This window comes from Sphingopyxis sp. 550A (genome assembly GCF_053569535.1).
Window position 1 is genome coordinate 3428759 of sequence record NZ_CM131615.1, and the last position, 21382, is coordinate 3450140.

The following is a 21382-nucleotide window of genomic DNA, read 5'->3' on the forward strand; positions in this document are numbered from 1 at the left end:
GCGGAGGATGGCGATGCCAAGGCTATTTTGTTTCGCGATGCAAAGGGGCGCGAGCCCCGGCGGAAAATAGCCGCACGGGAAGCCATTGCGGCGCCTGCCCCCGCCTGCCGCAGTCGCCCTCCAGCGAAGGCCGAAGGCGCGGCCCCCGGACAGGGGGAAGGCCAGATGACCGATGCCCTGCCCGAACGCCCCGCCCGCGCCCTTCCCTTCCGGCCGCTCAGCGGACGAGAAAGCGCTCGGCGTCATCGCCGCGAAGCAGAAGCCTCAGACGCCCGGCAAGTCGCGCCCGTCCGAGCGCACGGAGATCGTCGTTGAAGTCCTCGCGCTCGGGCGGCAGCGGAACGAGTTCGATCCCGGCATCGAGGGCCCGCTCGGCAAGGGTCGCCAACGCGCCCGTCCCCGCGGGATCCTTGTCGAAGGCGACATAGAGTCGGCGCAGCGCGCGCGGAAAGATGATGGCGGCGAGATGCGCTGCCGACAGCCCGGCGAGCATCGGAAGTTCCGGCAGCGCTTCGCGCAGCGACAGGATGGTCTCGATGCCCTCGCCGGCCGCCATGACCTCGCCCGCAGCGCCGAACCGAACGCCGTGTCTGAGAAGATGGCCCATGGCGCGGCGAGGGTCGGCGACCGGCACCTTGCCGCCGGTCGGCGCCAACCAGGTGCGATGGACACCGACGAAAGCGCCCCGATCGTCGGTCACCGCCGCGATCATCGCCGGCCAGGCCAATGGCAAATCGGGGGTATCGCCCGGCGAGGCGCGATAATAGCAGCGCGGATGATAGCGCAGCGATCCCGCCGCGCCCGCGACGCCAAGGCCGCGCGAAGCCAGATAGTCGGAGACCGGCGTGCCTTCGATCGGTTTCGATGCCGCCCAGAGCCGCCGCGCCGCCGCGGGTGTCCCCTGCGAAACCTTGCGAGCGCGTGGTGACGCCGTATTCCGCAGCGGCATGGGCAGGCTCAAGAAGCGCCGCGCCTCGGCCAGCGTGTCGCGCATCGAGGCGTGACCGCAGCTCGCGGCAATGATGTCGAGAAGGTCGCCATGTTCGCCGCTCGCGGCATCGGTCCATTTGCCGGCCCGCCCGCGTGCGCCGCTCTCGCCGGACAGAAGCACATAGAGGCTGCGACCCGGGGTGCCGTGGATATCGCCGACAAGCCAGTAGCGGCCTTCGCGGCGACCTTTGTGGAGATAGCGGCGGCAGACGGCCTCCGCATTGTCGGCGAGGCGGGCGACGATATCGGAAATGCTATCCATGGGGCTCTCCGGCGACGGCGCGGAACAGACGATCTTAAGCGACTGACTGTCCCATGCGAACGGCGCCGACAGCCCCTGCCGGCAAGACCGGAGAATGGCACAGCGCGCCCGCGAATTTCAAGAAAATGCCGCAGCGACGGGACCGATGCCCGCCGCTGCGGCGAGCGAGACGGGGCGGCCGAACCCGCCCCGTCCGTCGTCATTCGGCGGCCACGGGCATTTCGTCCCAGTCGCCATCGTCGCCATCGCGGTCGCCATCGACACCGGCTTCCTCGGCGGCCGCTTCCGCCGCATCCGTATCCACGACCGGCGTGCGCATCGGCTCGGGCAGCCAGCCCGACTCCTCAAGCAGCTTTTCGGCTTCGCGCGCCATGTCGGGCTTTTTCAAATGGTCGATCATGCCGGCGAATTCCGGCCCGCGGGCCTCGGCGACATCGGCGAGCAGCCGCGCCTTGGTCACGCCGCGGAAATAGCCGTCGGCGGTCGGCCGCCACCCCGCCGCCACGACGTCGAGATCGACCGCGCGCGCAAGGATATGGCTGTGCGCGATCCGCCGCACGACGCTCGTCTGCGAGACGCGCCCGGTGCCATATTTGGGGACGATCTCGGCCTGCGCATTAACCCCGAGCGAAGCGCAGTGCGCGAAGAGGCCCGCCTGCTCGGCGGCATCCATCGCGAGGAGCGCCTCCCAGAGATCGACATCCTCCTTGGGCAGCCGCTCGCGCCACGCCTCGTGCCGCGCCTCGATCGACCGTGCCGGCGCGCATTCCCGAAGCCCGTCCGGCTCGTTGGTGAAATGGACGGGCGACACCGAGAGCTGGAGACAGGTCTCGTGGCTGGTCCGGTAGAAGACCGACAGCACAAGCGCATGAAGCACTGCGCCGAACGCCGCCTCGGGATTTTGCGCGAAGGCATCCTGCAACGCGAGCGTCCGCCAAGCGGTGAGATCGGACACAAGCCGCTCGGGGAGCGGTTTCAATCCCTCCTCCTCGGGCTCATCGGCATCGGTGCCCGCGCCGCCCGCGCTGCCATCGGGATCGCGATCGGCCGCGGCTTCGCCTTCGCCTTCGCCCTGCACGGCGGCCGCATCGGCCTCGCCGCCTTCCGCGGCTTCGACGACGGGCTCGTCCTCGGGCCGCACGAAGCCGCGGTCGACGCGGATCGTGCCGTCATAGTCGATCGATACGAAGGTGCCCGCGATCCCGATCTCCGCCGCGTCGAAGATCCGGGGCCGGTCGGTGAGCGCCCCAATATCGGCCTCGATCGCCTCGAGGCGCCCATGCACCTCCTTGGGCACGTCGGGCGCGTCGGACCATTCGTCCGACAGCGCGTCGGCTTCGGTCTCGAGCGCGGCGAGCCTGGCCTCTTCCTCTTCGGTCATCGCGACCTCGGTGCTTTCGAGCATGCGAAGGCCGCGTGTCGCCTGATAAGGCATGTCGATCGCGGTTTGCACCCACTTCCAGCCCTCGGCGCCGATACGCTCGCCGATCGCGGACAGCTTCTCGTCGACGAGCCGGTCGAGCAGCGGCGGGTCGGTGAGCCAGCCGCCGTCGTCGGCCTCGAACAGGTCGCGCACGATCGACCCGCCCGCCGCGAGATAGGCATCGACGCTCACGAAGCGCACGCGCTTGTCTGCGGCGCGAACGCTGTTCTCGGTAAGCTTGCTGCGGATGAAGGCGGGGGACCTGTTGAAGCTGTGCGCCAGCAGTTCCCAGACCTGGACCTGCCGCTCATGATCGTCCGACACCGTGAAGGCCATGAGCTGGTCGAGCGTCATTTCGTCCTCGGCGTAGAGATCGTGGAGCGCCGGCGACACCGACGCGAGCTTGAGGCGCTGGCGCACGACGGCGGGCGTCGTCATGAAATGGGCCGCGATCGCCTCGACTTCGCTGCCCTTGTCGACCATCGCCTGCATCGCGCGGAACTGGTCGAGCGGGTGCAACGCCTCACGCACGGCGTTTTCGGCATAGCTGTCCTCTTCGGCGAGGATGCCGCAGGCTGACTGGACGATGCACGGCACCGGCGCATCCTTCGCAAGCCGCTTCTGCTTCACCAGCAGTTCGAGGGCGCGGTAGCGCCGCCCGCCCGCCGGGATTTCGAAGAGGCCGGTCTCCTCGCCGTCATCACCGAGCTGAGGGCGCACATTGAGGCTCTGCAGCAGGGTGCGGCGCGCGATGTCGGCGGCAAGCTCGCCGATCGACACGCCCGCCTTCACCCGGCGGACATTCGCCTGGGAGAGGACCAGCCGGTCGAACGGAATGTCGCGCGACGGGCTAAGGGTGATCTTTCGTTTTGCACTGGCCATGGCCATTCTCCATGACGGGCCGCCCGGAGACACTCTCCCGGCTCAAAAGCCCGTCACGAAGCCCCGGCTTTCCTCTTCCTCGCCGGGTCCGCTACCAGCGGACCCGAACCAGGACGGGCCTCAAGCGCGCCCCGAGAGGCGGCGCGCGGCGGTGAGAAGCCGCTGTTCCCCAATGACGATAGCGCCCGCGGCGCGGACGGCCTCGGCATGGACCAAGAGGGATGGCCGGACTCCACCAGCAGGTCAGGCGGGATACCGCGACCGAAAGGCGGGAACGTTCCTAAGTTCGACGAGCGAGCAGCTGCTCAGCCGGGAGATGGGCCGAGCATTGGAGGCCGATGCAGACCAATTCATCTATCGGCGTGCGGGCGGAATCTGGCGCATCAGGTCGCCATGAGGGGACGATAGCCCCGGTCTTCGTCCATATCCTCGGCCCACAGTGCCATCTGGAAATCATCGTACGTGACGCCGCATTGTTCGAGCATCCAGGCCGCAATCGCCGGGTGGTCGGCGACCGCTTCGATGAAATCGTCGCTATGCCCGCGTCCGCGATCGAACCACCGGCCGCCATCCTCCCGGGTCGCGGGATCGCGCTCGATCACCAGCTGCGACGCATCGAGTTCGAGCATGGCGGCGAGCAGTTGCTCGCAGTGGACGACGTCGAGCGTCTCGCGGGGCCCGTGCTGGCGCTCGTAGCCGACCGAGAGGTTGGTGCATTCGGGGACGATAGCGGCATATTCATTGGTATCGGTGTATACGCCCGTGTCGTCGGGCGCGTAACGGAAGCCCGAATTCTGGCGGTTGAGAGCCGCCGCCAGACTCGCCGCGAAAGCATCCGAGCATGTCCGCCCGAAGCTCTGGTGGGTTATGACATCGCCCAGGCCGGCGCGGTCGAAGGCGATCGCTGCATCGATTTCCGCCAGCAGTTCGGGGGTATGGCGCTCGATCCAGCGCGACCCGAGGCAGCCCTGTTCCTCGCCGCGATGGAAGAGGTAGAGGCCGGGGCGCCCCGCTTCGATCATGCCGAGCATGATCCACATTCCCGCGCCGTCGTCGGCGCCGAGCGACATGCCCGCCTTACCGCCCTGCAGATGTGCGATGCCATATTCGTCGACGCCCACAGCCTGGTGGCCGCCGGCCGCCGCGACCGTGTCGACATGGCAGCTCCACAAGGTTCGCGGCTGATCGCCGATCGCGACTATCCGGTTGCCGAAGCCGTCGGCGCGCATGCCCGGGATCGGATCGAGATATTCTCGGCAGAAAGCGCGTTCGGTCGCACTGTCGTGCGGCCGCGCCCAGGACAGGATTTCGAGGAGGCCGGCGCGGCCCGTCAGTTCATAGGTCATGGGTCAGGCTCCAGTCTGGCAAGGGGCGGCGGTCACCGCCAAGGCTGCGGCGGCAGCAGGAACGACACTCTCGATCAGACGCGGCGTGTCGGGGGAATGATGGTCGGCGCATGTGCAGCTGCACGGCTGGGGAGGCGGTATGTGCAAGGCGTGGATGCGAAGGCGGTCGGCCGCTTCCTGTTCGCGCCTCAGACGATCGCCCCGCGCCCGCTCGCCGGCGGCCTGCCATTTGGCGACCTCGATTTCGATCGTGTCCATTTCGTACCGGAACCAGTCGCGGGCGAGGACATGAGCGTTGGAGAGCGACGGGTCGTCGTCGTTGAACGGCTCGGGCAGATAATCGGCGCAGAGCCATTCGCCGTGATATTCGGTGAGATCGGCGGCATGGAACCATTCGCCCGACGCATCGCATTGCCGGCAGCTGCTCGAGAGCCACCATTCGCCGCGATCTTCGAGATAGACGGCGCCGAAGGATTCGACATCCTCTTCGAGCACGTCATGCTCGTCGCCATCGGCAAGCACGGTGATGAAAGTCTCGGAATCGCTATAGCTGCGCTCATTATGGGCGCAGAACACCGAGTGATCGGTGAAGCAATTGTAACACCATTCTTCGGACGAACCGTCCCGGTAAAAGACGATGTCGTGCGAACTCGTGTCGTGGTCGCACCGGGGACAATACCAGCAGCGATCGCCGAGGCCGTTCGTATTTTCGGACGGAATGCTGCCATGGCCGATGACGAGATGTTCGCCGTCGTCGGCAAGGTCATCGCCCGCATCGATATAGGGAACGACGTAGCTGTCCCCGTCGAGGAGACGCCGGATGCGCGCGCCGTTGAGGCTGCCCTTCGCATAGCCCGCATTTTCGAGCAGCAGCTTGAGGCGCGATACATCGCCATAGATGCTGGTATAGATTTTGAGCTCGGGCCACACGACGCTGCGCGCCCGGGCATCGTCGCGGGCGCCGATATAGGCGAGCGCGGTATCAGGCCCGGCGTAGACCCGCACCGGGTGGCAGAAACTGTCGAAGTCGCTCGCGTCGTGCGACATGCAGCTGCCGGGACCGCCGACAAAGACCTCTTCGATTTCGTCGGCATCCTGAGTGATCTTGAGCGCATCTTCCGCGAGTTGCACCGAGAGCCGGGCGCACCAGCCTTCGATCGCCTCATTGTCGAGATGCTCCGAGAAGTAGCGACGCAGGTAGCGACCCGGCGACATGACCAGTTGCCGGTCGAGCTGTCCCTTGGCGGAATTTTCGGTGAAGGCGATCTTGCCCGCCTGCTCGGTCGAGATATGACAAAAGTGCTCGGCATGCTTGGCTTGATACCAAGGCTCGCCATGCCAGGGCGTGGGTTCATAGCTGCCGTCCGCAAAGCGAAGCTTCTCGCGGACCTCCCATTCGACATCGCCGATATCCGAGCCCGCGAGCGCGACGCGGAGCCGGGCATCGGGGGCGCGCAGGAGCAGCTGTTGCCGGGCCGCCTCGGCTTCCTCGAAGGATGACCAGAGATATTGCTGGTCGTCCGCAGGCGCGAACCGGAATTCGGCAGTGATCGGCCGCCACTCGCTATCCGAGTGCGGACACAGGATCTGGAACTGTGCCATGGCTTTCCCCATGACAGGCCGCCGCGAGACACTCTCCCGGCTTCTGAACCCGTCACGGGGCGCCAGCCCTCCTCTTCCTCCCGGGGCCGCTTCGCGGCGGCCCCGGCGTCCGTCGGAGCGCATCAGCCGCGTCCTGAAAGCCGGCTGGCGGCGCGGCGCAGCCTGTGCTCGCCCATTATGATCGATCCGGCCTGGCGCGCCGCCTCGGCATAGGCCGAGAGCGGATGGCTTGCGGTGAAATGGAGGTCGCGTTCGATGGAAAGGCCGAACGGCAACCGCGCAGCCTCGAGTTCGGCAAGCGCGAAGCTGCCGAGCTCGGGGCAGCCGAAGCCGAGGTCGGCCAGACCGAAGAAAATGCCGTCGGCGTCCTCTCGGTCGCCAGCCAGGTCGCTGCGCCGACGGGGCTGAACAGGCGAACGACTGGCGGCGGATCGGGTTCGCACCGCCCCTCAGCGGCCGCCTCGATCCGGGCGGCGAGATTGGCGCGTAGCTGCGTCTCGAGCGCGGGGGTCAAAAGTTTCATGACTTGGGTCTCCGCGGACCGGCGGCAAGCCTTTCTCGCCGCGCCCGATCCGTCCCGGTTTCCGGGCGCTCCTCGGCCTCGCGTGCGGCGGCCGCGCCGCCGCACGGCTGACGCGCGCTGGCGCTGCCCTGACCTCATCGCCTGCAGCTTGTCAAAATGTTCATCATATGTTCTCATAAGGGCATGGACAGAATCGATACCGCCCGAGTCGCCGAGACCATCCTTTCCGCTCCGGGCTGGGCGCGCGTCGGCATCACCGCACCGACGAGCCACATCCGGGTCGAGGCCGCGTTCGAGCTCGCGCGCGCGATCGTCGAGAGCGTCCGCGCGGGGGCAGAGCCGGCGAGCCCCGACCAGCTCGGGCTTTCGCTGTGACGTGGGCGGATGGACAAAGGACGGGCAGCCCCGCGCGACCCATATTTTCGAGGCGGCCGCATGGTTCCGGGCGATCAAGCCCGTTTGCCGCTGCGGGCACAGCGCGACCTTCAACCCCTATGGAATCTGGTGGCGCTTCCAATGCCGGATGTGGGACGATGATCTTGGCAAGGCGCGGGAGAAATTCTGGTGCGTCCGCTGCGGCGCCCGGACCGGCAAGCGTGTCCGCCCGGTGCGGATCGAGCTGGTCGATCCCGGTCCCGACGATATCGCGTTGCCCATGCCCGACGAACGCGAATGGAAGCGCGCGCTTAGCCGCTTCCGTGCATGAGGATTGACGACCATGGAAATCGAAACGGACGACGCGCTCGTCGGCATCGGCAAGATCCATCGCGTGATGGTGTGGGACGGCCAGCGCGAGCGCGAGAAGGAAATGCTCTGGGGCCTGCCTTCGCGCGACGCCGATATCTTCCAGATTCCGCTGCTCAAATCCGAGACCGCGATCATCGACAGGCCGTGCCTGCTGCTCGCGAATGAGTTCGGCCTCGTGAAGCGCGGCAAGACCGTCTATGCCGCGAGCCTGATCACCGACGAGCCCTTCTTCTGCATCGCCGCCGTCTGGCGCCCGGCGCATCGGCTGTGGCCCGAGAGTTTCGCCGCGCTCACCGTGCCGGCCTATGACGATCTTGCCCCGCACAAGGATCGCCATATTGGCGTGGTCCGTCCCGAAGACTGGTTCGACTGGTTGATGGGGACGCGGCCGGCGCTGGACATATTGCGGCCATTCCCCAAGAACAGCTTCAACATCATGCCGCCGATCCAGCAGAATTTCGACGAGCTATTGGGAGCGGCCTGACCGGAAAAACCGGAAGGAGGCGCCGTTATGTGCAATCTCGTCACGCTCAAGGCATCGGTCGCCGAGGTCGCATCAGCCTTCGGCGGGCGCCGACCGCTCACCAACGCGCAGCCCGGCGACGTCTATCCGGGTGGCCAAGGGTTCGTCGTTCGCGACGATGGCGGTGCGCGCGCACTCGAGGCCATGACCTGGGGATTTCCGGTGCGGCTCAAGCATATGAAACCGACGAGCAAGCCCAAGCCCGTCAACAATGCGCGCGACGACAAGCTGATGAGCTTCTGGCGCACCTGGTTCACCAATCCGGCGCAGCGCTGCCTCATTCCTTTCACGGCCTTCGCCGAGGCCGAAGGCGAGAAGGGCAAGATGACCCGGACATGGCTGAGCGTGACCGATCAGCCGCTCGCCGCCTGCGCCGGCCTCTGGCGCCGGAGCGACGAATGGGGCGACTGCTATACGATGGTGATGGTCGATGCGACCGACGAGCTTTTCCATATCCACGACCGCATGCCGGTCATCCTGCACGCGGCGGATCATGACCGATGGCTCCGCGCGGGAGCCGCAGAGGCGATGAAGCTGGTCGCGAAATATCCCGCCAACCTGATTGCCGTCGAACGCACCGACATTCCCTGGTTCAGCCGCAAAGCACCGCCGGCCGAAGCGCCCGGCCTTTTCCCGTGATGCCCCGATGACCGATGAACCCAAATGGAGGCGCCGCGCGCTTGCGATCGAGTTCTGGCTCGCGGCAGCGCTGGTGGCGGGCTCCTTCATCGCCGGGATCATCGGCGCGGTCCGGTCGCTCACCGGGAACTGACGGCATCGCCAGGCAGCTTGGGAAGTCACAGCGCACGCCCGTCAGGCGAATGACGTGTCAAAGTGGTTCCATCTCCCGCCCCCGCAGGCTTTACGCGACTTATCCGGATGTTAGACCGTCAGAACCGATAGATTGCCGCGCCGAGGCAGCGACGACAGCAGTCCGCCGCGCGATATCAGGACCCGTCGGAGACTTGTCCAACCCTCGCGCGTCCCGGAGAGGAACCGGCGGCGTTCGACCCGAAGGAGCGGACCGCGGGCAGCGGGTCGGGAACGCGTCAGCGGCCGATGATCGACGTGAAGCATTTTCATTTGACGGAGGAACTTGCCGAAGAAATTTCCGGCGCAGCACAGGAAGACCAGCTGTTCGCAGCGCTTGCGAAGGCGGCGGGCCGCATGGGGTTCGACCATTTCGCCTTGGCCTTCGACCGGCGCGGCGGCGAGGCCGCGTCGCTGCTCGTCCATAACTACCCGGACGCTTGGGCGAAGCTCTATGTCGGCCTCGACCTCAGCACGACCGACCCGATCCGGCGTGCCGGCGAAAGATCGATCACCGGTTTCGAATGGCGCGACGTCGGGCGCTACATTCCCTTGTCGCGCGGCGACCGGCAATTGCTCAGCGTCGCGCGCGAGAGCGGGGTCGGGGACGGCTTCACCGTGCCGCGCCATCTTCCCGGCGAAGCGATGGGCTCCTGCTCCTTCGCGGTCGGCCCGCATGCCGACATGCCTTGCCATATGCTCAACGTCGCCGAAATCGTCGGGGCGATCGCGATTGCAAGGGCGCGCGAACTGATGGGCACGGCCGCACCGCGGCCGCGATCGGTGCTTACCGAGCGGCAGCGCGAATGTGTGCTCTGGTCGGCGCGCGGCAAGACGGCGGGCGAAATCGCCGACATTCTCGGCATCAGCCAGGAGACGGTGGTGCGTCACCTCAAGATGGCGCGCGACCGCTATTCGGTCCACTGCCGCTCAATGCTGATCCTCTGCGCCTTGTTCGATGGCCTGATCGGCTTCTCCGACGTCTATGACTGGTGGCGTCCCGACTGAGCCGGCGCGCAAAACGCGAAAGGCTTGCCCAGAAATGGGCATAGCCGCCCCGCGGGATTGATGGTCTGAATCGGGCTTCCAGCAACCAAGGACGACTCATGATCAATCAATCCACGCGGGCGCAGACTGCGCCCGGCGATGCGGCGCTGCGCGCCATGTTCACGGCCCGAAAACAGGTCTTCATCGACCTCTTGAAATGGGATCTACCCGCCCTCGACGGGCGCTTCGAGCTCGACCAGTTCGATAATCCGCACGCCCGATATCTGATCCTCCTCGACCCCGACGATCTGCGGCACCGGGCGTCGGCCCGCCTGCTGCCGACCACCGCGCCGCATCTTCTCGGCGATATCTATCCGCATCTCTGCCCCGATGGCGCGCCATCCGGCGAGAGCATATGGGAGATCAGCCGCTTCTGCCTCGACCCGGCGCAAACGGCGGCCGAGCGCCTCGATGCGCGCAACCAGCTCGTCAGCGCTCTCACGGACTATGCGCTTCACCATGGGATCCGCGAATATGTCGGGATCGCCGAGGCGCGATGGTTCGCGAAGATCAGCGGTTTCGGCTGGTCCTGCCGCGCGCTCGGCCCCGCCCGTCCCGACGCGGCATGCCCGATCCTCGCGTTCGGCATCCGGATCGACGCGGACACGCTGCCCGGTCTGCAGCGAACGGGTACATGGGCGCCACTCGGACTGAGGCTCGAAAGCGGGGAGCTCGCGCCATGAGCAAGGCTATCGACAATACCGCTCTTGCACGCCGCCTCGTCGGCGAGCTCCAGCGCGACGGCTATTGCATCCTGCATGGGGCGGCGACGGCGCCTGTGCATACCCTCGCCAAGGATCTCGATCCGGTCTTTGCCGAGACGCCCTTTTGTGAGGGTGATTTCTACGGGCGGCGAACGAAACGGTTCGGCAGCTTGCTGCGGCGGTCACGGCACATGGCCGATCTGGTGCTCGATCCCGTCATCCTTCGCGCCGTGGAGGCGATCCTCGGGGCGGGATGCGAGCGCATCCAGCTCAACCTCACGCAAGCCATCGAGATCCACCCCGGCGAAGTGCGGCAGTTCCCGCACCGCGACCAAGACATGTGGCGCGGGGCGGACGGCAGCCAGGAATATCTGGTGAATGTCCTCTGGCCCCTCACGCCCTTCACCAGCGACAATGGCGCGACAGAAATCTATCCGGGAAGCCATGGCATCATCGGCATGGCCAAAGAGGATCCCGGCCCTCCGATATATGCCGAATGCGAACCCGGCGCGGCGATCTGCTTTCTGGGATCGACCGCCCATGGCGCCGGCGCGAACCGCAGCGAGACTGTCCGGCGCGCCGTGCTCGTGAGCTACAGCCTGGGATGGCTGAAGCCCTACGAGAATCTGTGGCTGGCCTACCCGCCGCACGTCGCGAGAGATTTCCCGCCTGAACTCGCGGCGCTCGCGGGCTATGCGCAGCACAGGCCCAACCTCGGCAATTATGAAGGCCAGTGTCCATCGATCCTCCTTCAGGGCGATCTTCCCAGCCCCGTCAGCGCGGTCGATGCGCTGCGCCCCGACCAGGCAGACGCCGTTGCCACGTTCGCTGCCGCGGAAAGGAACGGACAATGAGCCCCGCGCATGTGTTCGAGCCGACCTATGAGGCGCTCAAGCGTCGAGTGATGACCGGGGAATGGGCAGCCGGCACCAGGATCGAGGCCGCCCGTCTCGCCGACGATCTCGGCGTCAGCGTGACCCCGGTACGCGACAGCCTTTACCGGCTCAATGGCGAGCGAATGGTCGATTTCATGCCGGGCGAAGGCTTTCATGTGCATCGGCTAAGCGAGACCGAGTTTCGCGACCTGCTCGAGTTGCACCTGATTCTGCTGCTCGCGGCGCTCGCAACGGCGCCAAAGGCGTCGGCGGCGTCGCTTCCCACTGACCAGCCCTATCCCGATCGCGTTGCGGACCTGTTCCTCGCGATCGCCGAACGCTCGTCAAACTGCGAGATTGTCGCCAGCATTGCGGCGATTGGAGACCGGCTTCAGCTTTCACGGCATTTCGATGCGGCGATCCTCGCCGATGTTGACGAGGAGTATGATGCGATCGCCAACGCTGTCGCCGATGCCGAGCCGCAGGCGCAAGTTCGCAACCTGCTCCTCGGCTATCATGAGCGGCGAGCGCATGAAGCGGCCAGCTACGCGCGGACGCTCGAAGGTCATCCGGGTCGACAGCCATGATGGCTGACCGAAAAGGGAGTGACGTTTTACTTGTCAGAGCCGCCCGTAATTGACATGTTTCCAGGGCACGGGAGCATCTCTGGCAGCTTCCGCGTGGAATATTTCGCCAGTCATCAAACACGCCAGTCCCTGACCGGACCGGCGGCCCAACCGGACCATGGACCCGCGCGAGCGGCCAGACGGCGGCAAAGCACTGGAGGAGCGAGCCCGGCCGCGGCCGGACGCTTTCGCTCGTGCCGTCCGGGACTGCCGCCTTGTCTTCCTGTACCTGCCGCGACCGCTCGCCGCCGCGTCACCCTTTTTCACCGTCCTCGGCCTGCCATGTGCATCCGGCCGACCGGCCCCCGCAGTGCAGGCGGCGGCCAGAGGCGGACCGGGATCTCGAGGCGGCGTATCGCGCGCACCGCACGTCGCTCTTTCATTTTCTGCGCCGCAAGGCTGGCGCCGAAGAAGCGCCCGATCTTGTCCAGGAAGTCTTTGCCCGCGCGGCGGGCAGCGAGCAGCGGCACCAGCTCGCCAATCCCGGCGGCTTCCTGAGGCGTATCGCCCAGAACCTGCTTATCGACCGCGCCAGGCGCCAGAAATCGTCGCGCGCAACCTTCTATCCGCTCCGCGACGAGGGTGAAGGCGCGACACCCGCCGCGCAGGAATGGGACCTCGAAGCTGCGGACCTGTTGCGGCTCTACGAGGCGGCCGTCGACGCCCTGCCGCCGAAGACGCGCCGTGTCTTTCTCATGCACCGGGTGGACGAGCTCTCCTATCGCGAGATACATGAGGCGCTCGGCATCAGCATCGCAACGGTGGAATATCATATGATGAGGGCGCTCGCTCAGATCTCGAAGGTGGTGGACGGCGGTCGATGACCAGCACAGGTGACGGCGACTATTCGCCCGACGAGATCGCGCGGGCATGGCTGATCAAGGCGCGCGGCGAAGATGCCGGGTCGCTCCACGGCGAGCTCGATGCCTGGCTGAAAGAGTCTGCAGACAACCGCGAGGCCTATCGGCGTGCCGAGCAGCGTATGGCCGCGCTCGCCATCCTCAAGACATCCGAGCGCCATGGAACGGCGCACGCCGAGACGCGGCGGGGCCGGATCAGGAAATGGCTGCCCTGGGGCGCGGCAGCTACGGCGCTCGCGCTTCTGATCGTCGCGATCGGCGCCGGGGGCGCTCCGCTTCCCGGTCAGCCGGGCGGCAGCTCGGCCGCCTTTGCCGCCGAACCGCTGGAAACGCAGCGCGGCGAGATCCGGACCTTCCGGCTTGCCGATGGGTCGAGCGCGACGCTCGACACCGACAGCCGGCTCGACGTTGCCTTCGGGACGGACGCGCGCAGCGTGCGCCTGGTAAAGGGCCGCGTCCGCCTGTCGATCATCAGACAGGATGCTCCCTTGCGCATCGAAGCGGGGTCCGGCGCCGCGACCGCGAATGATGCCGAGATCGACCTCAGCCTCGACGAGGCCGGAACGGTCACCGCCTCGCTGCGGCGCGGCGCGGCCGAGGTGCGCACCGATGCGGGGGCCGGCCAGGTCAAGCGGCTGCGCGAGGGCACGGTCCTGGCCTATCGGTCCGACGGCAGCCTGGCACAGCAAGCCACGCCGATTCAGGTCATTCCGGCAAGCTGGCCCGACGGGTGGGCCGAATATCGCTCGATCCGGCTCGACCGCCTCGTGGCCGAGGCCAATCGCTACGCCGCGGTGCCGATCGTGATCGACGACAGCGCCGTTGCGGCGCGCGAGGTGACGGGGCGCTTCGAGATCAGCAAGACCGGGCCATTCGCGGAGCGCATCGCGACCCTCTTCGATCTTCGGGTCGAGCGCAGAGCGAACGCCATTCACCTCAGCCTCCGATAATTTTTTCCCCGGCCGGCTAAGGGCACCCCCTTCGCCCCGTCAATCCACCCCCAACTGACCGCCTTGCCTGATGCACGGCGGAAATTTTGGGGGAGTGAAGATGTCAATCAAGTTCCGTTCGCTGGCCATGCTGCTTGCCGGCGTTGCAGCCTGTAGTTCACCAGCCGCCGCACTGGCGGCAGAGCAACAGCGCCAGTCCTATGATATCCCGGCGCAGGATCTGGGCGACGCCTTGCGCAGGGCCGCCGATCTCGCCGATATCGAGCTCTATGCCTCCTCGCGTGACCTTGACGGGAAGACCGCTCCCGCCTTGAAGGGCCAGCTGACGCCGCGCGAAGCCATCGAGACCCTTTTGGCGGGAAGCGGGCTCATCGCCCGCTTCGACGGCCGCTCCGTCATCATCCTGAACGCCGCTTCGGCTGAACTTCGGTCTTCGGAGGAGCCGGAAGCCATTATCGTCACCGGCTCGCGCATCGCCGGCGCGCCCGCGGCGGCGCCGGTTATCGAAGTGACGGCAGAGGATATCCGCAATGCGGGCCAGGCCGATCTTGGCGAGGTAGCGCGCAGTCTCCCGCAGAATTTCGGAGGCGGCCAGAACCCGGGGATCGGATCGGGGCAAGGGGTCCAGAACCAGAATGTCAACGTCAACGGCGCGTCGACCTTCAACCTTCGGGGTATCGGTCCCAACGCCACGCTGACTTTGCTGAATGGCAACCGTTTTGCCTATAGCGGCTCACAGAGCGTGATCGACATCAGCGCGATTCCGACGGCGGCGGTCGAGCGGATCGAGGTCGTCACCGACGGCGCGTCCGCCATTTATGGCGCCGACGCGGTCGCGGGCGTCGTCAACATCCTCCTCCGCAGGGATCATGAGGGCATCACCACGAGCGCGCGGATCGGCGGCTCGACCGACGGCGGTAATTTCCAGCAGCAATATAATATCGTCGGCGGGGCCAAATGGTCGGGCGGGGGCTTTCTCGCCACCTATGATTTTTTCGACAACAGCGCGATCCTGGCGCGCGACCGCAGCTATGCCGCGACAAGCAATCCGCTCTCCACTTTCTATCCCGAACTGCGGCGCCACAGCGCCTTGCTCAGCGGTCATCAGGAGCTCACGCCGGGTCTCGGCATCAAGGCCGACCTGATCTACAAGCGCGGTGACATGACTTCGGTGCGCGGGCTGTTCGCCGACCGGCCGATCACGACGCGCGGGATCGTGGTGCATAATGAGTTCGAGACCTTCGGCGTAGCGCCGACGCTGGAAGCCGATCTTGGCGGCGGCTGGAGCACGCGCGTGTCGGGCTTCTACGGCACGGACAAGACCTATGGGGTCACCCAGAATTTCACCAACGGCGTCGCGCCGCCTTCGATCCGTATTTTCAACAACCGCAGCCTGAGTATCGAGGCGGGGGTCGAGGGTCCGCTCTTCGCGCTGCCGGCGGGCGATGTCCGCCTCGCGGCGGGCGGCGGCTGGCGCAGCAACCATCTCAACGCCCTGATCGCGGGCCGGGCCTTCGCACCGACGCGCGAGAACCGCTATGCCTATGGCGAGCTCTTCCTCCCGCTAGCCAGTCCAGATCAGAAGCTGTCCTTGGCGCATCGCGCCTCGATTACGGCAGCAATGCGCTTTGAGGATTATTCTGATTCGGGCAGCATCGTCGTGCCCAAGCTCGGCTTCGTCTATGCGCCCGTCCCGGAGCTCAGTCTCGGCATTTCATGGGGCAAATCGTTCAAGATGCCGACGCTAAACCAGCAGTATAGCGGATATACGCCGGTCCTCCTGCCCGTCACCGGATATGGATCGATGTTCCCGGCGGGATCGACCTATGTTTATCTCGGCGGCCCCAACCCCGACGTCGGCCCAGAGCGCTCCGAGAATGTCACGCTCAGCGCGACCTTTCGGCCGTCGAGCCGGTTGCAGATCGTGGCGAGCCTTTTCCGCATCGACTACCGCGACCGGGTCGCACCGCCGTTCGGGTCGCCGCTCGGCATTCTCACCAATCCGCTGTTCGCCAATCTCGTCACCTTCATTCCGTCGCCGACCTTGCTGGCCGCCGCGATCGCAGGGGCCTCGGACCCGCTCGGCAATGCCACCACCGGGCCCTACAATCCCGCCAATGTCATCGCGCTGATCGACGGGCGCGACCTCAATATCGCCTCGCAGCGCTATCAGGGCGCGGACCTGTCGCTGCGTTACCGCGCACCGATCGGCGCGCAGATGCTGACACTGACCGCGAGCGGCACCTGGCTCGACAGCCGGCAGCAATTGCTGCCGGGCCTTCCGGTCACCGATCTGGCCGGCACCATCTTCAATTCGCCGCACTTTCGCGCGCGGGGTGGCGCGACCTTCGGAAATGAGGACTTCACTCTCGCCTCCTTCGTCAGCTTCACCGGCGGCGTCACCGACCGTCGCCGCACAATTCCCGTCAAGGTGGCGTCGGTCGCGACCCTCGACCTTTCGGCGCGTGTCAAAATCGGCGCATTGGGCGAGATCAGCGTCAACGCCCTTAATATCTTCAATGCAAAGCCCGAGATGACGGCAGTGGCATCGCCGAGCGACACACCTTTCGATTCGACAAATTATTCGGCGGTCGGGCGTTTCCTCGGCGTCACGGTCAGCCGCGACTGGTGAGGAGGATGTCCATGCGGAAGAGCCTCCAAACCGGCCTCCCGGCCGCGGCGCTCCTTGCCGTCGCGGCGCTCTCCCCTGTCGCCCTGGCAGGGGAGAGCAAGGGCAGGCCCTGGACTCTCGACGACATCCTCACCGTTCCGGAGGTGAAGGACGTCGCCCTGTCGGAAGATGGCAAGCTTGCCATCTACGCTGTCGAGATTGCCGACCTCGCCGCTGACAAGCCGCAATCCCATATCCGCATCCTCGACATCGCTGCCGCCCGGCAACGAACCATAGTGACCGTCGACAACGCCAAGTCGCTGCGGCGTATCCCCCGCACGGCGGACTGGAGCGCCCTCCTCGACCTCGGGGCGGGCCTGCAGCTCTATCGGATCACGTCCGGCGGCATGGCGCAGCCGCTGATCGTGAACCCGGCGACCGTTCCAGTCGGGAAAGCGGACATGTCTTTTCCGATCGGCGGCGGTGTGCGTCCGTCATCGGTGGGCGTTCTCGACTATGACTGGTCCCCCGACGGCGCCTGGCTCTGGTATTCGCAGCTAAGAGCCTTGCCGAACGCACCCCGCGTTCGTTTCGACGCGGAGGTCAGCGCATTGCAAAGCCAGCGCCGATCGACGATCGACGTCGAGATCGACTATTTCCTGCGCGGACCCGACGGTAAGACCGACCTGATGCTGAGCAGGCCATCGAAGGACCGGATGGCGACCCGCGGCGGGGGCCAGATTCTCTGGCGCGGCGACGAGGTTCAATTCCGGGTGGAAACACCCGATGGCTCGGAAGGCGGACGGTTCGAGATGCGCGCGTGGAATCGGCTGAGCGGAACGATGCGCACGCTCGGCGTCGAGCATAATCTGGAGACGGTCGCGCTCCTCAGGGGCCCGCGCGGCGGTGACCTTGCGACCAGCGGCCTGGCGAAAAGACTGGACCTCGTCGAAACGGGCCCGGACGGGAAACGGAACAGCTACGGCGCGGTCGCATTCACCATCGGCGATCCCCGCGCGCCTGCGTACGAGGCGAGCCGGGACGGAAAAAAGCTGGTTATCGGAACCCGCGATCTCGAGGCGGCCCGCTACGGGCTGGCGATCGTCACCCGCGATGGCGTGCGCAGGGTTGAGAGCGAACACAGCCTCACCCGCTGCGCCTATGATGACGCGCTTCTTTTCGCGGTCTGCGTCGAAGAGGGAATCGCCACCCCGCCGAGGCTTGTGAAAATCGACCTGGGGGATGGCCGCATCTCCCGGCTCCTTCCGATCTCGGCGGAGCATGAGGCGATCGCTCCCCTCACCATTCTCCCCCGGGTCTGGACCAACCGCGACGGGTATGAAGCCCGCGGCTTTGTCGTCCTCCCCCGCGGCTACCAAAAGGGAAAGCGCTACCCGGCCGTCATCATTACCCATGGATCCGATGCCGACGACCGGTTCGCCGCTCCCGGCTTCCAGTGGAACTACCCGCTCCAGCTGCTCGCCGAGCGGGGCTATATGGTGCTGCTGATCAACGACCCATCGCCCCTGCAATCGGAGGAGATGATGGCGGCCAGCAAGGCATGGATCCGCGGCAGCGGGCCGCCGGATCCAGAGACCCTGCAGCGGTTGCTGTGGATCGAAGGCGTCCACATCTTCGAGGACGCCGTCGACGAAATGGCCATCGAGGATCTCGTCGATCGCGATCGGGTGGGCATCGCCGGCTACAGCCGCGGCTCGCAGATGGTCAATGTTGCGGTGACCCAATCGACCCTGTTTCGCGCCGCATCGAGCGGCGATGGCGGCTATCTCGAACCGGCGGGATATGCGACCGCCGGTTCGAGCTATGATGCGGTCTATGGCGGCGCGCCGCTGAGCGATGCTGTCGACAGCTACCGCCGTTTCGCTCCGTCGCTGAACGCCAGCAGAGTTTGCGCAGCCGTTCTGCAGCAGGTTGCCTCGGCATCGCCGTCGCAGATCGAATTGTTTGAAGCGCTGCGCGCGGCGAAGGCGCCGACGCAGATCAGTCATTATCCCGGCGCTACGGCGGCGTCTGACGAAACCCATGTCTTCTACCGGCCGTCGAACCGGTCGCTCGCGATGCAGGAGAATATCGCCTGGTTCGACTATTGGCTTCTCGGCAGAGACGATGTCGACGCGCCCTTTCCAAAGCAAACCGAGGGGTGGCCGAAGCTGAAGCGAGAGCGGCCCGATCGGTGCCGCGCGGCGAATGGGCCCGGTCAGGAGCCGCTCCACCAGCGCACCCAATTTTCGGCGGCGGCGAACTCGAGGATACGCTGAATTCGCTCGACGCCGCGCCAGGTCGGATCCTCGGCGTGATCGAGAAGCGCGGAATCGAAAATACCCTCGGAAGCCAATAGGCCGTTGCGGAGGCGGTCGTGAAGACGGTCCCTGTTGCGGCGGTATATCAGCAGGTCAAAGCCGCCGGGACCGCCCTTGCCGGAGCGGGCCGTGACAAGCGATGGAAGCGCGCTGTCGAAGGCACGGCGCGCGACCGCCCGATTCCGTCCACCGGATACCCACATCCAGGTCGGAATCGACAGACAGAGTTCCATCAAGGGCTGCGATATGAGCGGCGCGACATGGGGCGGCGACACCGCGCGAGGATAGAGCTCGATGCTCTTTTGAGTTCGCATCAGATAGGCTGCATGAACGGTCTTTCCGGGCAGAATGTCACGCGGCGGCCGGAGCCAGGGGTGCGCGGCCCCGGCGGCCCGTGCCATCCTCGCGGCGTCCGGCTTCAGCCCGACTGCGTTGAAACGGATCTGATGCCGTCCCCCGTGGCGGCGATAGCGATCCCAGGCATGGCGCAGGACCGTGCGTCGGTCGGCGCCGGTCAGCAGGCATATGTCGAGCAGCGTGGTGCCGAGCCGTGCGGACGGCCCCTCCGCCAGGACGCGATCGAGGAGGGGAATGGCGCTGCGCAGACTGCACAGAACAGCGTCGCCGCCATTGCCGGTAAAATGAGCATCCACCGGCATGTCTCTGGCAAGCCGTTCGTGGATCGCCTCGTTCGTCTGGCGACCGATCGGCACGATCGGCCAGGGATGGTTGGGCGCGGAGGCGCGGCCGACGTCGATATCGCCGATTTCGCGCTGCACTTCGCGAATATCGAGCCCGAGATGCGTCGCCATGGCCAGCGCATATCGTCGTTCGTCGCCATCGGCATCGGGCCCGAACAGCGTCAGGCACGTCAGCCGGCGCGCGGCAGGTGCGGCGCCTGCAGCAACGATCGATGAGTCGAGGCCTCCCGACACGCCCAGCAATATCGAAGAAAAGCAGCGCGACCATGTCCCGGCGACGCCGCAAACGATGTTGCGCAGGTCACCGGCCAAAGTCTCGAAATCCTTGGTCGCGCTCGGGGTCACATGGTCCCATGGGGTCCACCAGCTCTCGAGTGTCACCTTGCCGTCGGCAACGGTAAGGCATTCGCCGGCTATCAGTTCCTCGATCCCCTCGATGCATGTGCGACGGCCGCGCGCGTCGCCGCTTGAAAGCACGCGCGCGACTTCCCCCAAATCGACGGCGCCGGAGCCAGGCGAAGCGAGTTCGGTGATATCGCCGGCAATGCTTATCCCGTCGGCCTCGCGTTTTACATAGCAAGGCAGCGCGCCGGACGGATCCCGGAATATCTTCACCAACTCATCCCGGCCGATATGAACAAGGACATAGCCGCCCCAAAAATCCGTCAGCAGCTTTCGTCCTTTTGCGGCCGTGAGGACTTCGCCGGGGCACTTCACGGCGGGGGGCTCCGCACTGAATTTTTCGAACAAGCGACCAATGATCAGGCTTCGCGCGTCGAGCCGCTGCAGCGGCTCGCGCGACCAGACCGCGACATTTCCCTGGCTGAAATCAGCCGGACCTCGGGCCTGCGAGCGACGACGCAAGCCATCGTCTGCGAAAGCGATCTCGATGCGAAATCCACCGGTCATCAGACAGCCAAGATAGGCTTGTAGCGAAGGACGACATCCAGCGGGTCGGTCAGCACCGCTTTGCCGGTCTGAACCCAGCAATGGGCGGCAAATGGCAATGTTACGCCAAAGACAAGACGGGCATCGCACCCCGCGCGCGCAAGGATCCGGCGCATCGCTATGCCACGCTCGAGGCATCGATCCGTCGCAGGCGCGTAACGCCGGGCGCGCTGAAATGCGGCTGCGACGCGAACATAGGTCTCTTGCCGACCTTCAGGAGAATATTTTCCGAGGCGCTCTCCGATCCGCTGCGTGATCTCGAAAACCGGATGACGGCGAATGTCGAAGCGCGCTCGCCTTTGAGCCGCAATCGCCCTGAGTGTATCGAGCCAAGGCGCATCGGGGAGAGGCTGGTCGATGAGGCTTGCTGCGACTGCCTGCGGCAGCGGCAGGTTCGCGTTTGCTAATCCGCTAGCGGGACAGATGAGTTGCTGATCAAGCAGAACGGCCTGTTCGTCGTCGCTGGCGCGCTGTTCGAGGAAATGCGCAAAAGCTTGCGACGTCCGCCCCTCGATCAGGAAGTAGCGGCCCGCAGGCAGGTCCAGAAACACATGTTCGCCTTCGAAGCGGCAAAAGTGCAGCCCTGGCCGGACGTGGTAAGACGGGTTCATACGGTGGTCGTGCGAGACGT

Annotated in this window: 19 protein-coding genes and 1 pseudogene; 13 read left to right on the forward strand and 7 right to left on the reverse strand. The window is 66.0% G+C overall.

Annotated elements, in window-relative coordinates:
• Nucleotides 1–217: 217 nt before the first annotated feature.
• The 5 genes and pseudogenes from ACVENA_RS16630 to ACVENA_RS16650 all read right to left on the reverse strand — a co-directional run bounded on the left by ACVENA_RS16630 (nt 218) and on the right by ACVENA_RS16650 (nt 7028).
• Nucleotides 218–1252: a DUF7146 domain-containing protein gene (locus ACVENA_RS16630; protein WP_449326267.1), complete on the reverse strand. Its 1035-nt coding sequence runs from the start codon at nt 1250–1252 to the stop codon at nt 218–220.
• A gap of 199 nt (nt 1253–1451) precedes the next feature.
• Nucleotides 1452–3557 carry a ParB/RepB/Spo0J family partition protein gene (locus tag ACVENA_RS16635; protein ID WP_449326268.1) on the reverse strand — a complete coding sequence of 702 codons (2106 nt, stop codon included), beginning with the start codon at nt 3555–3557 and terminating at the stop codon, nt 1452–1454.
• Nucleotides 3558–3940: 383 nt separating this feature from the next.
• On the reverse strand, nt 3941–4903 hold the full coding sequence (locus ACVENA_RS16640; protein WP_449326269.1) for a M28 family peptidase: 963 nt from the start codon (nt 4901–4903) through the stop codon (nt 3941–3943).
• A gap of 3 nt (nt 4904–4906) precedes the next feature.
• Nucleotides 4907–6505: a hypothetical protein gene (locus ACVENA_RS16645; protein ID WP_449326270.1), complete on the reverse strand. Its 1599-nt coding sequence runs from the start codon at nt 6503–6505 to the stop codon at nt 4907–4909.
• 122 nt (nt 6506–6627) lie between these two features.
• A pseudogene (locus ACVENA_RS16650) lies at nt 6628–7028 on the reverse strand (DUF2958 domain-containing protein).
• 183 nt (nt 7029–7211) lie between these two features.
• On the opposite strand from ACVENA_RS16650, the gene ACVENA_RS16655 reads away from it, so the two are divergent.
• The 13 genes from ACVENA_RS16655 to ACVENA_RS16715 all read left to right on the forward strand — a co-directional run bounded on the left by ACVENA_RS16655 (nt 7212) and on the right by ACVENA_RS16715 (nt 19060).
• Nucleotides 7212–7403: a DUF6771 family protein gene (locus ACVENA_RS16655; RefSeq protein ID WP_424543595.1), complete on the forward strand. Its 192-nt coding sequence runs from the start codon at nt 7212–7214 to the stop codon at nt 7401–7403.
• 1 nt (nt 7404) lies between these two features.
• Nucleotides 7405–7734, forward strand: a complete 330-nt coding sequence (locus ACVENA_RS16660) for a hypothetical protein (RefSeq protein ID WP_449326271.1) — start codon at nt 7405–7407, stop codon at nt 7732–7734.
• 12 nt (nt 7735–7746) lie between these two features.
• The gene (locus ACVENA_RS16665) at nt 7747–8259 is read left to right on the forward strand and encodes a hypothetical protein (protein WP_449326272.1); all 513 of its coding nucleotides are present in this window, start codon (nt 7747–7749) and stop codon (nt 8257–8259) included.
• Between the two features lie 27 nt (nt 8260–8286).
• On the forward strand, nt 8287–8937 hold the full coding sequence (locus tag ACVENA_RS16670; protein WP_449326273.1) for an SOS response-associated peptidase: 651 nt from the start codon (nt 8287–8289) through the stop codon (nt 8935–8937).
• Nucleotides 8938–8944: 7 nt separating this feature from the next.
• Nucleotides 8945–9070 (forward strand): hypothetical protein, encoded by a 126-nt coding sequence (locus ACVENA_RS16675; RefSeq protein WP_449326274.1) that lies wholly within the window; start codon nt 8945–8947, stop codon nt 9068–9070.
• A gap of 287 nt (nt 9071–9357) precedes the next feature.
• Nucleotides 9358–10116, forward strand: coding sequence for a LuxR family transcriptional regulator (locus ACVENA_RS16680; protein ID WP_449326275.1), 759 nt, complete (start codon nt 9358–9360; stop codon nt 10114–10116).
• 98 nt (nt 10117–10214) lie between these two features.
• Nucleotides 10215–10838 carry an acyl-homoserine-lactone synthase gene (locus ACVENA_RS16685; protein ID WP_449326276.1) on the forward strand — a complete coding sequence of 208 codons (624 nt, stop codon included), beginning with the start codon at nt 10215–10217 and terminating at the stop codon, nt 10836–10838.
• Nucleotides 10835–11713: a phytanoyl-CoA dioxygenase family protein gene (locus tag ACVENA_RS16690; RefSeq protein WP_449326277.1), complete on the forward strand. Its 879-nt coding sequence runs from the start codon at nt 10835–10837 to the stop codon at nt 11711–11713. The genes ACVENA_RS16685 and ACVENA_RS16690 overlap by 4 nt, the downstream gene beginning before the upstream one ends.
• Complete coding sequence (locus ACVENA_RS16695; protein WP_449326278.1) at nt 11710–12321, forward strand: GntR family transcriptional regulator; 612 nt, start codon at nt 11710–11712, stop codon at nt 12319–12321. The genes ACVENA_RS16690 and ACVENA_RS16695 overlap by 4 nt, the downstream gene beginning before the upstream one ends.
• A 323-nt stretch (nt 12322–12644) precedes the next feature.
• On the forward strand, nt 12645–13184 hold the full coding sequence (locus ACVENA_RS16700) for an RNA polymerase sigma factor (RefSeq protein ID WP_449326279.1): 540 nt from the start codon (nt 12645–12647) through the stop codon (nt 13182–13184).
• Nucleotides 13181–14170, forward strand: a complete 990-nt coding sequence (locus tag ACVENA_RS16705; RefSeq protein ID WP_449326280.1) for a FecR family protein — start codon at nt 13181–13183, stop codon at nt 14168–14170. The genes ACVENA_RS16700 and ACVENA_RS16705 overlap by 4 nt, the downstream gene beginning before the upstream one ends.
• 100 nt (nt 14171–14270) lie before the next feature.
• Nucleotides 14271–16802, forward strand: a complete 2532-nt coding sequence (locus ACVENA_RS16710) for a TonB-dependent receptor domain-containing protein (RefSeq protein WP_449326281.1) — start codon at nt 14271–14273, stop codon at nt 16800–16802.
• 11 nt (nt 16803–16813) lie between these two features.
• Nucleotides 16814–19060, forward strand: a complete 2247-nt coding sequence (locus ACVENA_RS16715) for a prolyl oligopeptidase family serine peptidase (RefSeq protein ID WP_449326282.1) — start codon at nt 16814–16816, stop codon at nt 19058–19060.
• Here ACVENA_RS16715 and ACVENA_RS16720 read toward each other — a convergent pair.
• Nucleotides 19000–20712: an asparagine synthase-related protein gene (locus tag ACVENA_RS16720; protein WP_449326283.1), complete on the reverse strand. Its 1713-nt coding sequence runs from the start codon at nt 20710–20712 to the stop codon at nt 19000–19002. The genes ACVENA_RS16715 and ACVENA_RS16720 overlap by 61 nt on opposite strands.
• Entirely contained in the window at nt 20712–21362 is a 651-nt protein-coding gene (locus ACVENA_RS16725; RefSeq protein WP_449326284.1) for a lasso peptide biosynthesis B2 protein, read from the reverse strand. Before ACVENA_RS16725 ends, ACVENA_RS16720 begins: the two co-directional genes overlap by 1 nt.
• Nucleotides 21363–21382: the final 20 nt, after the last annotated feature.

Bases quoted from the DNA above. Each gene is read 5' to 3' on its own strand.
- ACVENA_RS16630 (WP_449326267.1), bottom strand. From the start codon at position 1,252: ATGGATAGCATTTCCGATATCGTCGCCCGCCTCGCCGACAATGCGGAG.
- ACVENA_RS16635 (WP_449326268.1), bottom strand. From the start codon at position 3,557: ATGGCCAGTGCAAAACGAAAGATCACCCTTAGCCCGTCGCGCGACATT.
- ACVENA_RS16640 (WP_449326269.1), bottom strand. From the start codon at position 4,903: ATGACCTATGAACTGACGGGCCGCGCCGGCCTCCTCGAAATCCTGTCC.
- ACVENA_RS16645 (WP_449326270.1), bottom strand. From the start codon at position 6,505: ATGGCACAGTTCCAGATCCTGTGTCCGCACTCGGATAGCGAGTGGCGG.
- ACVENA_RS16655 (WP_424543595.1), top strand. From the start codon at position 7,212: ATGGACAGAATCGATACCGCCCGAGTCGCCGAGACCATCCTTTCCGCT.
- ACVENA_RS16665 (WP_449326272.1), top strand. From the start codon at position 7,747: ATGGAAATCGAAACGGACGACGCGCTCGTCGGCATCGGCAAGATCCAT.
- ACVENA_RS16670 (WP_449326273.1), top strand. From the start codon at position 8,287: ATGTGCAATCTCGTCACGCTCAAGGCATCGGTCGCCGAGGTCGCATCA.
- ACVENA_RS16675 (WP_449326274.1), top strand. From the start codon at position 8,945: ATGACCGATGAACCCAAATGGAGGCGCCGCGCGCTTGCGATCGAGTTC.
- ACVENA_RS16680 (WP_449326275.1), top strand. From the start codon at position 9,358: ATGATCGACGTGAAGCATTTTCATTTGACGGAGGAACTTGCCGAAGAA.
- ACVENA_RS16685 (WP_449326276.1), top strand. From the start codon at position 10,215: ATGATCAATCAATCCACGCGGGCGCAGACTGCGCCCGGCGATGCGGCG.
- ACVENA_RS16690 (WP_449326277.1), top strand. From the start codon at position 10,835: ATGAGCAAGGCTATCGACAATACCGCTCTTGCACGCCGCCTCGTCGGC.
- ACVENA_RS16695 (WP_449326278.1), top strand. From the start codon at position 11,710: ATGAGCCCCGCGCATGTGTTCGAGCCGACCTATGAGGCGCTCAAGCGT.
- ACVENA_RS16705 (WP_449326280.1), top strand. From the start codon at position 13,181: ATGACCAGCACAGGTGACGGCGACTATTCGCCCGACGAGATCGCGCGG.
- ACVENA_RS16710 (WP_449326281.1), top strand. From the start codon at position 14,271: ATGTCAATCAAGTTCCGTTCGCTGGCCATGCTGCTTGCCGGCGTTGCA.
- ACVENA_RS16715 (WP_449326282.1), top strand. From the start codon at position 16,814: ATGCGGAAGAGCCTCCAAACCGGCCTCCCGGCCGCGGCGCTCCTTGCC.
- ACVENA_RS16720 (WP_449326283.1), bottom strand. From the start codon at position 20,712: ATGACCGGTGGATTTCGCATCGAGATCGCTTTCGCAGACGATGGCTTG.
- ACVENA_RS16725 (WP_449326284.1), bottom strand. From the start codon at position 21,362: ATGAACCCGTCTTACCACGTCCGGCCAGGGCTGCACTTTTGCCGCTTC.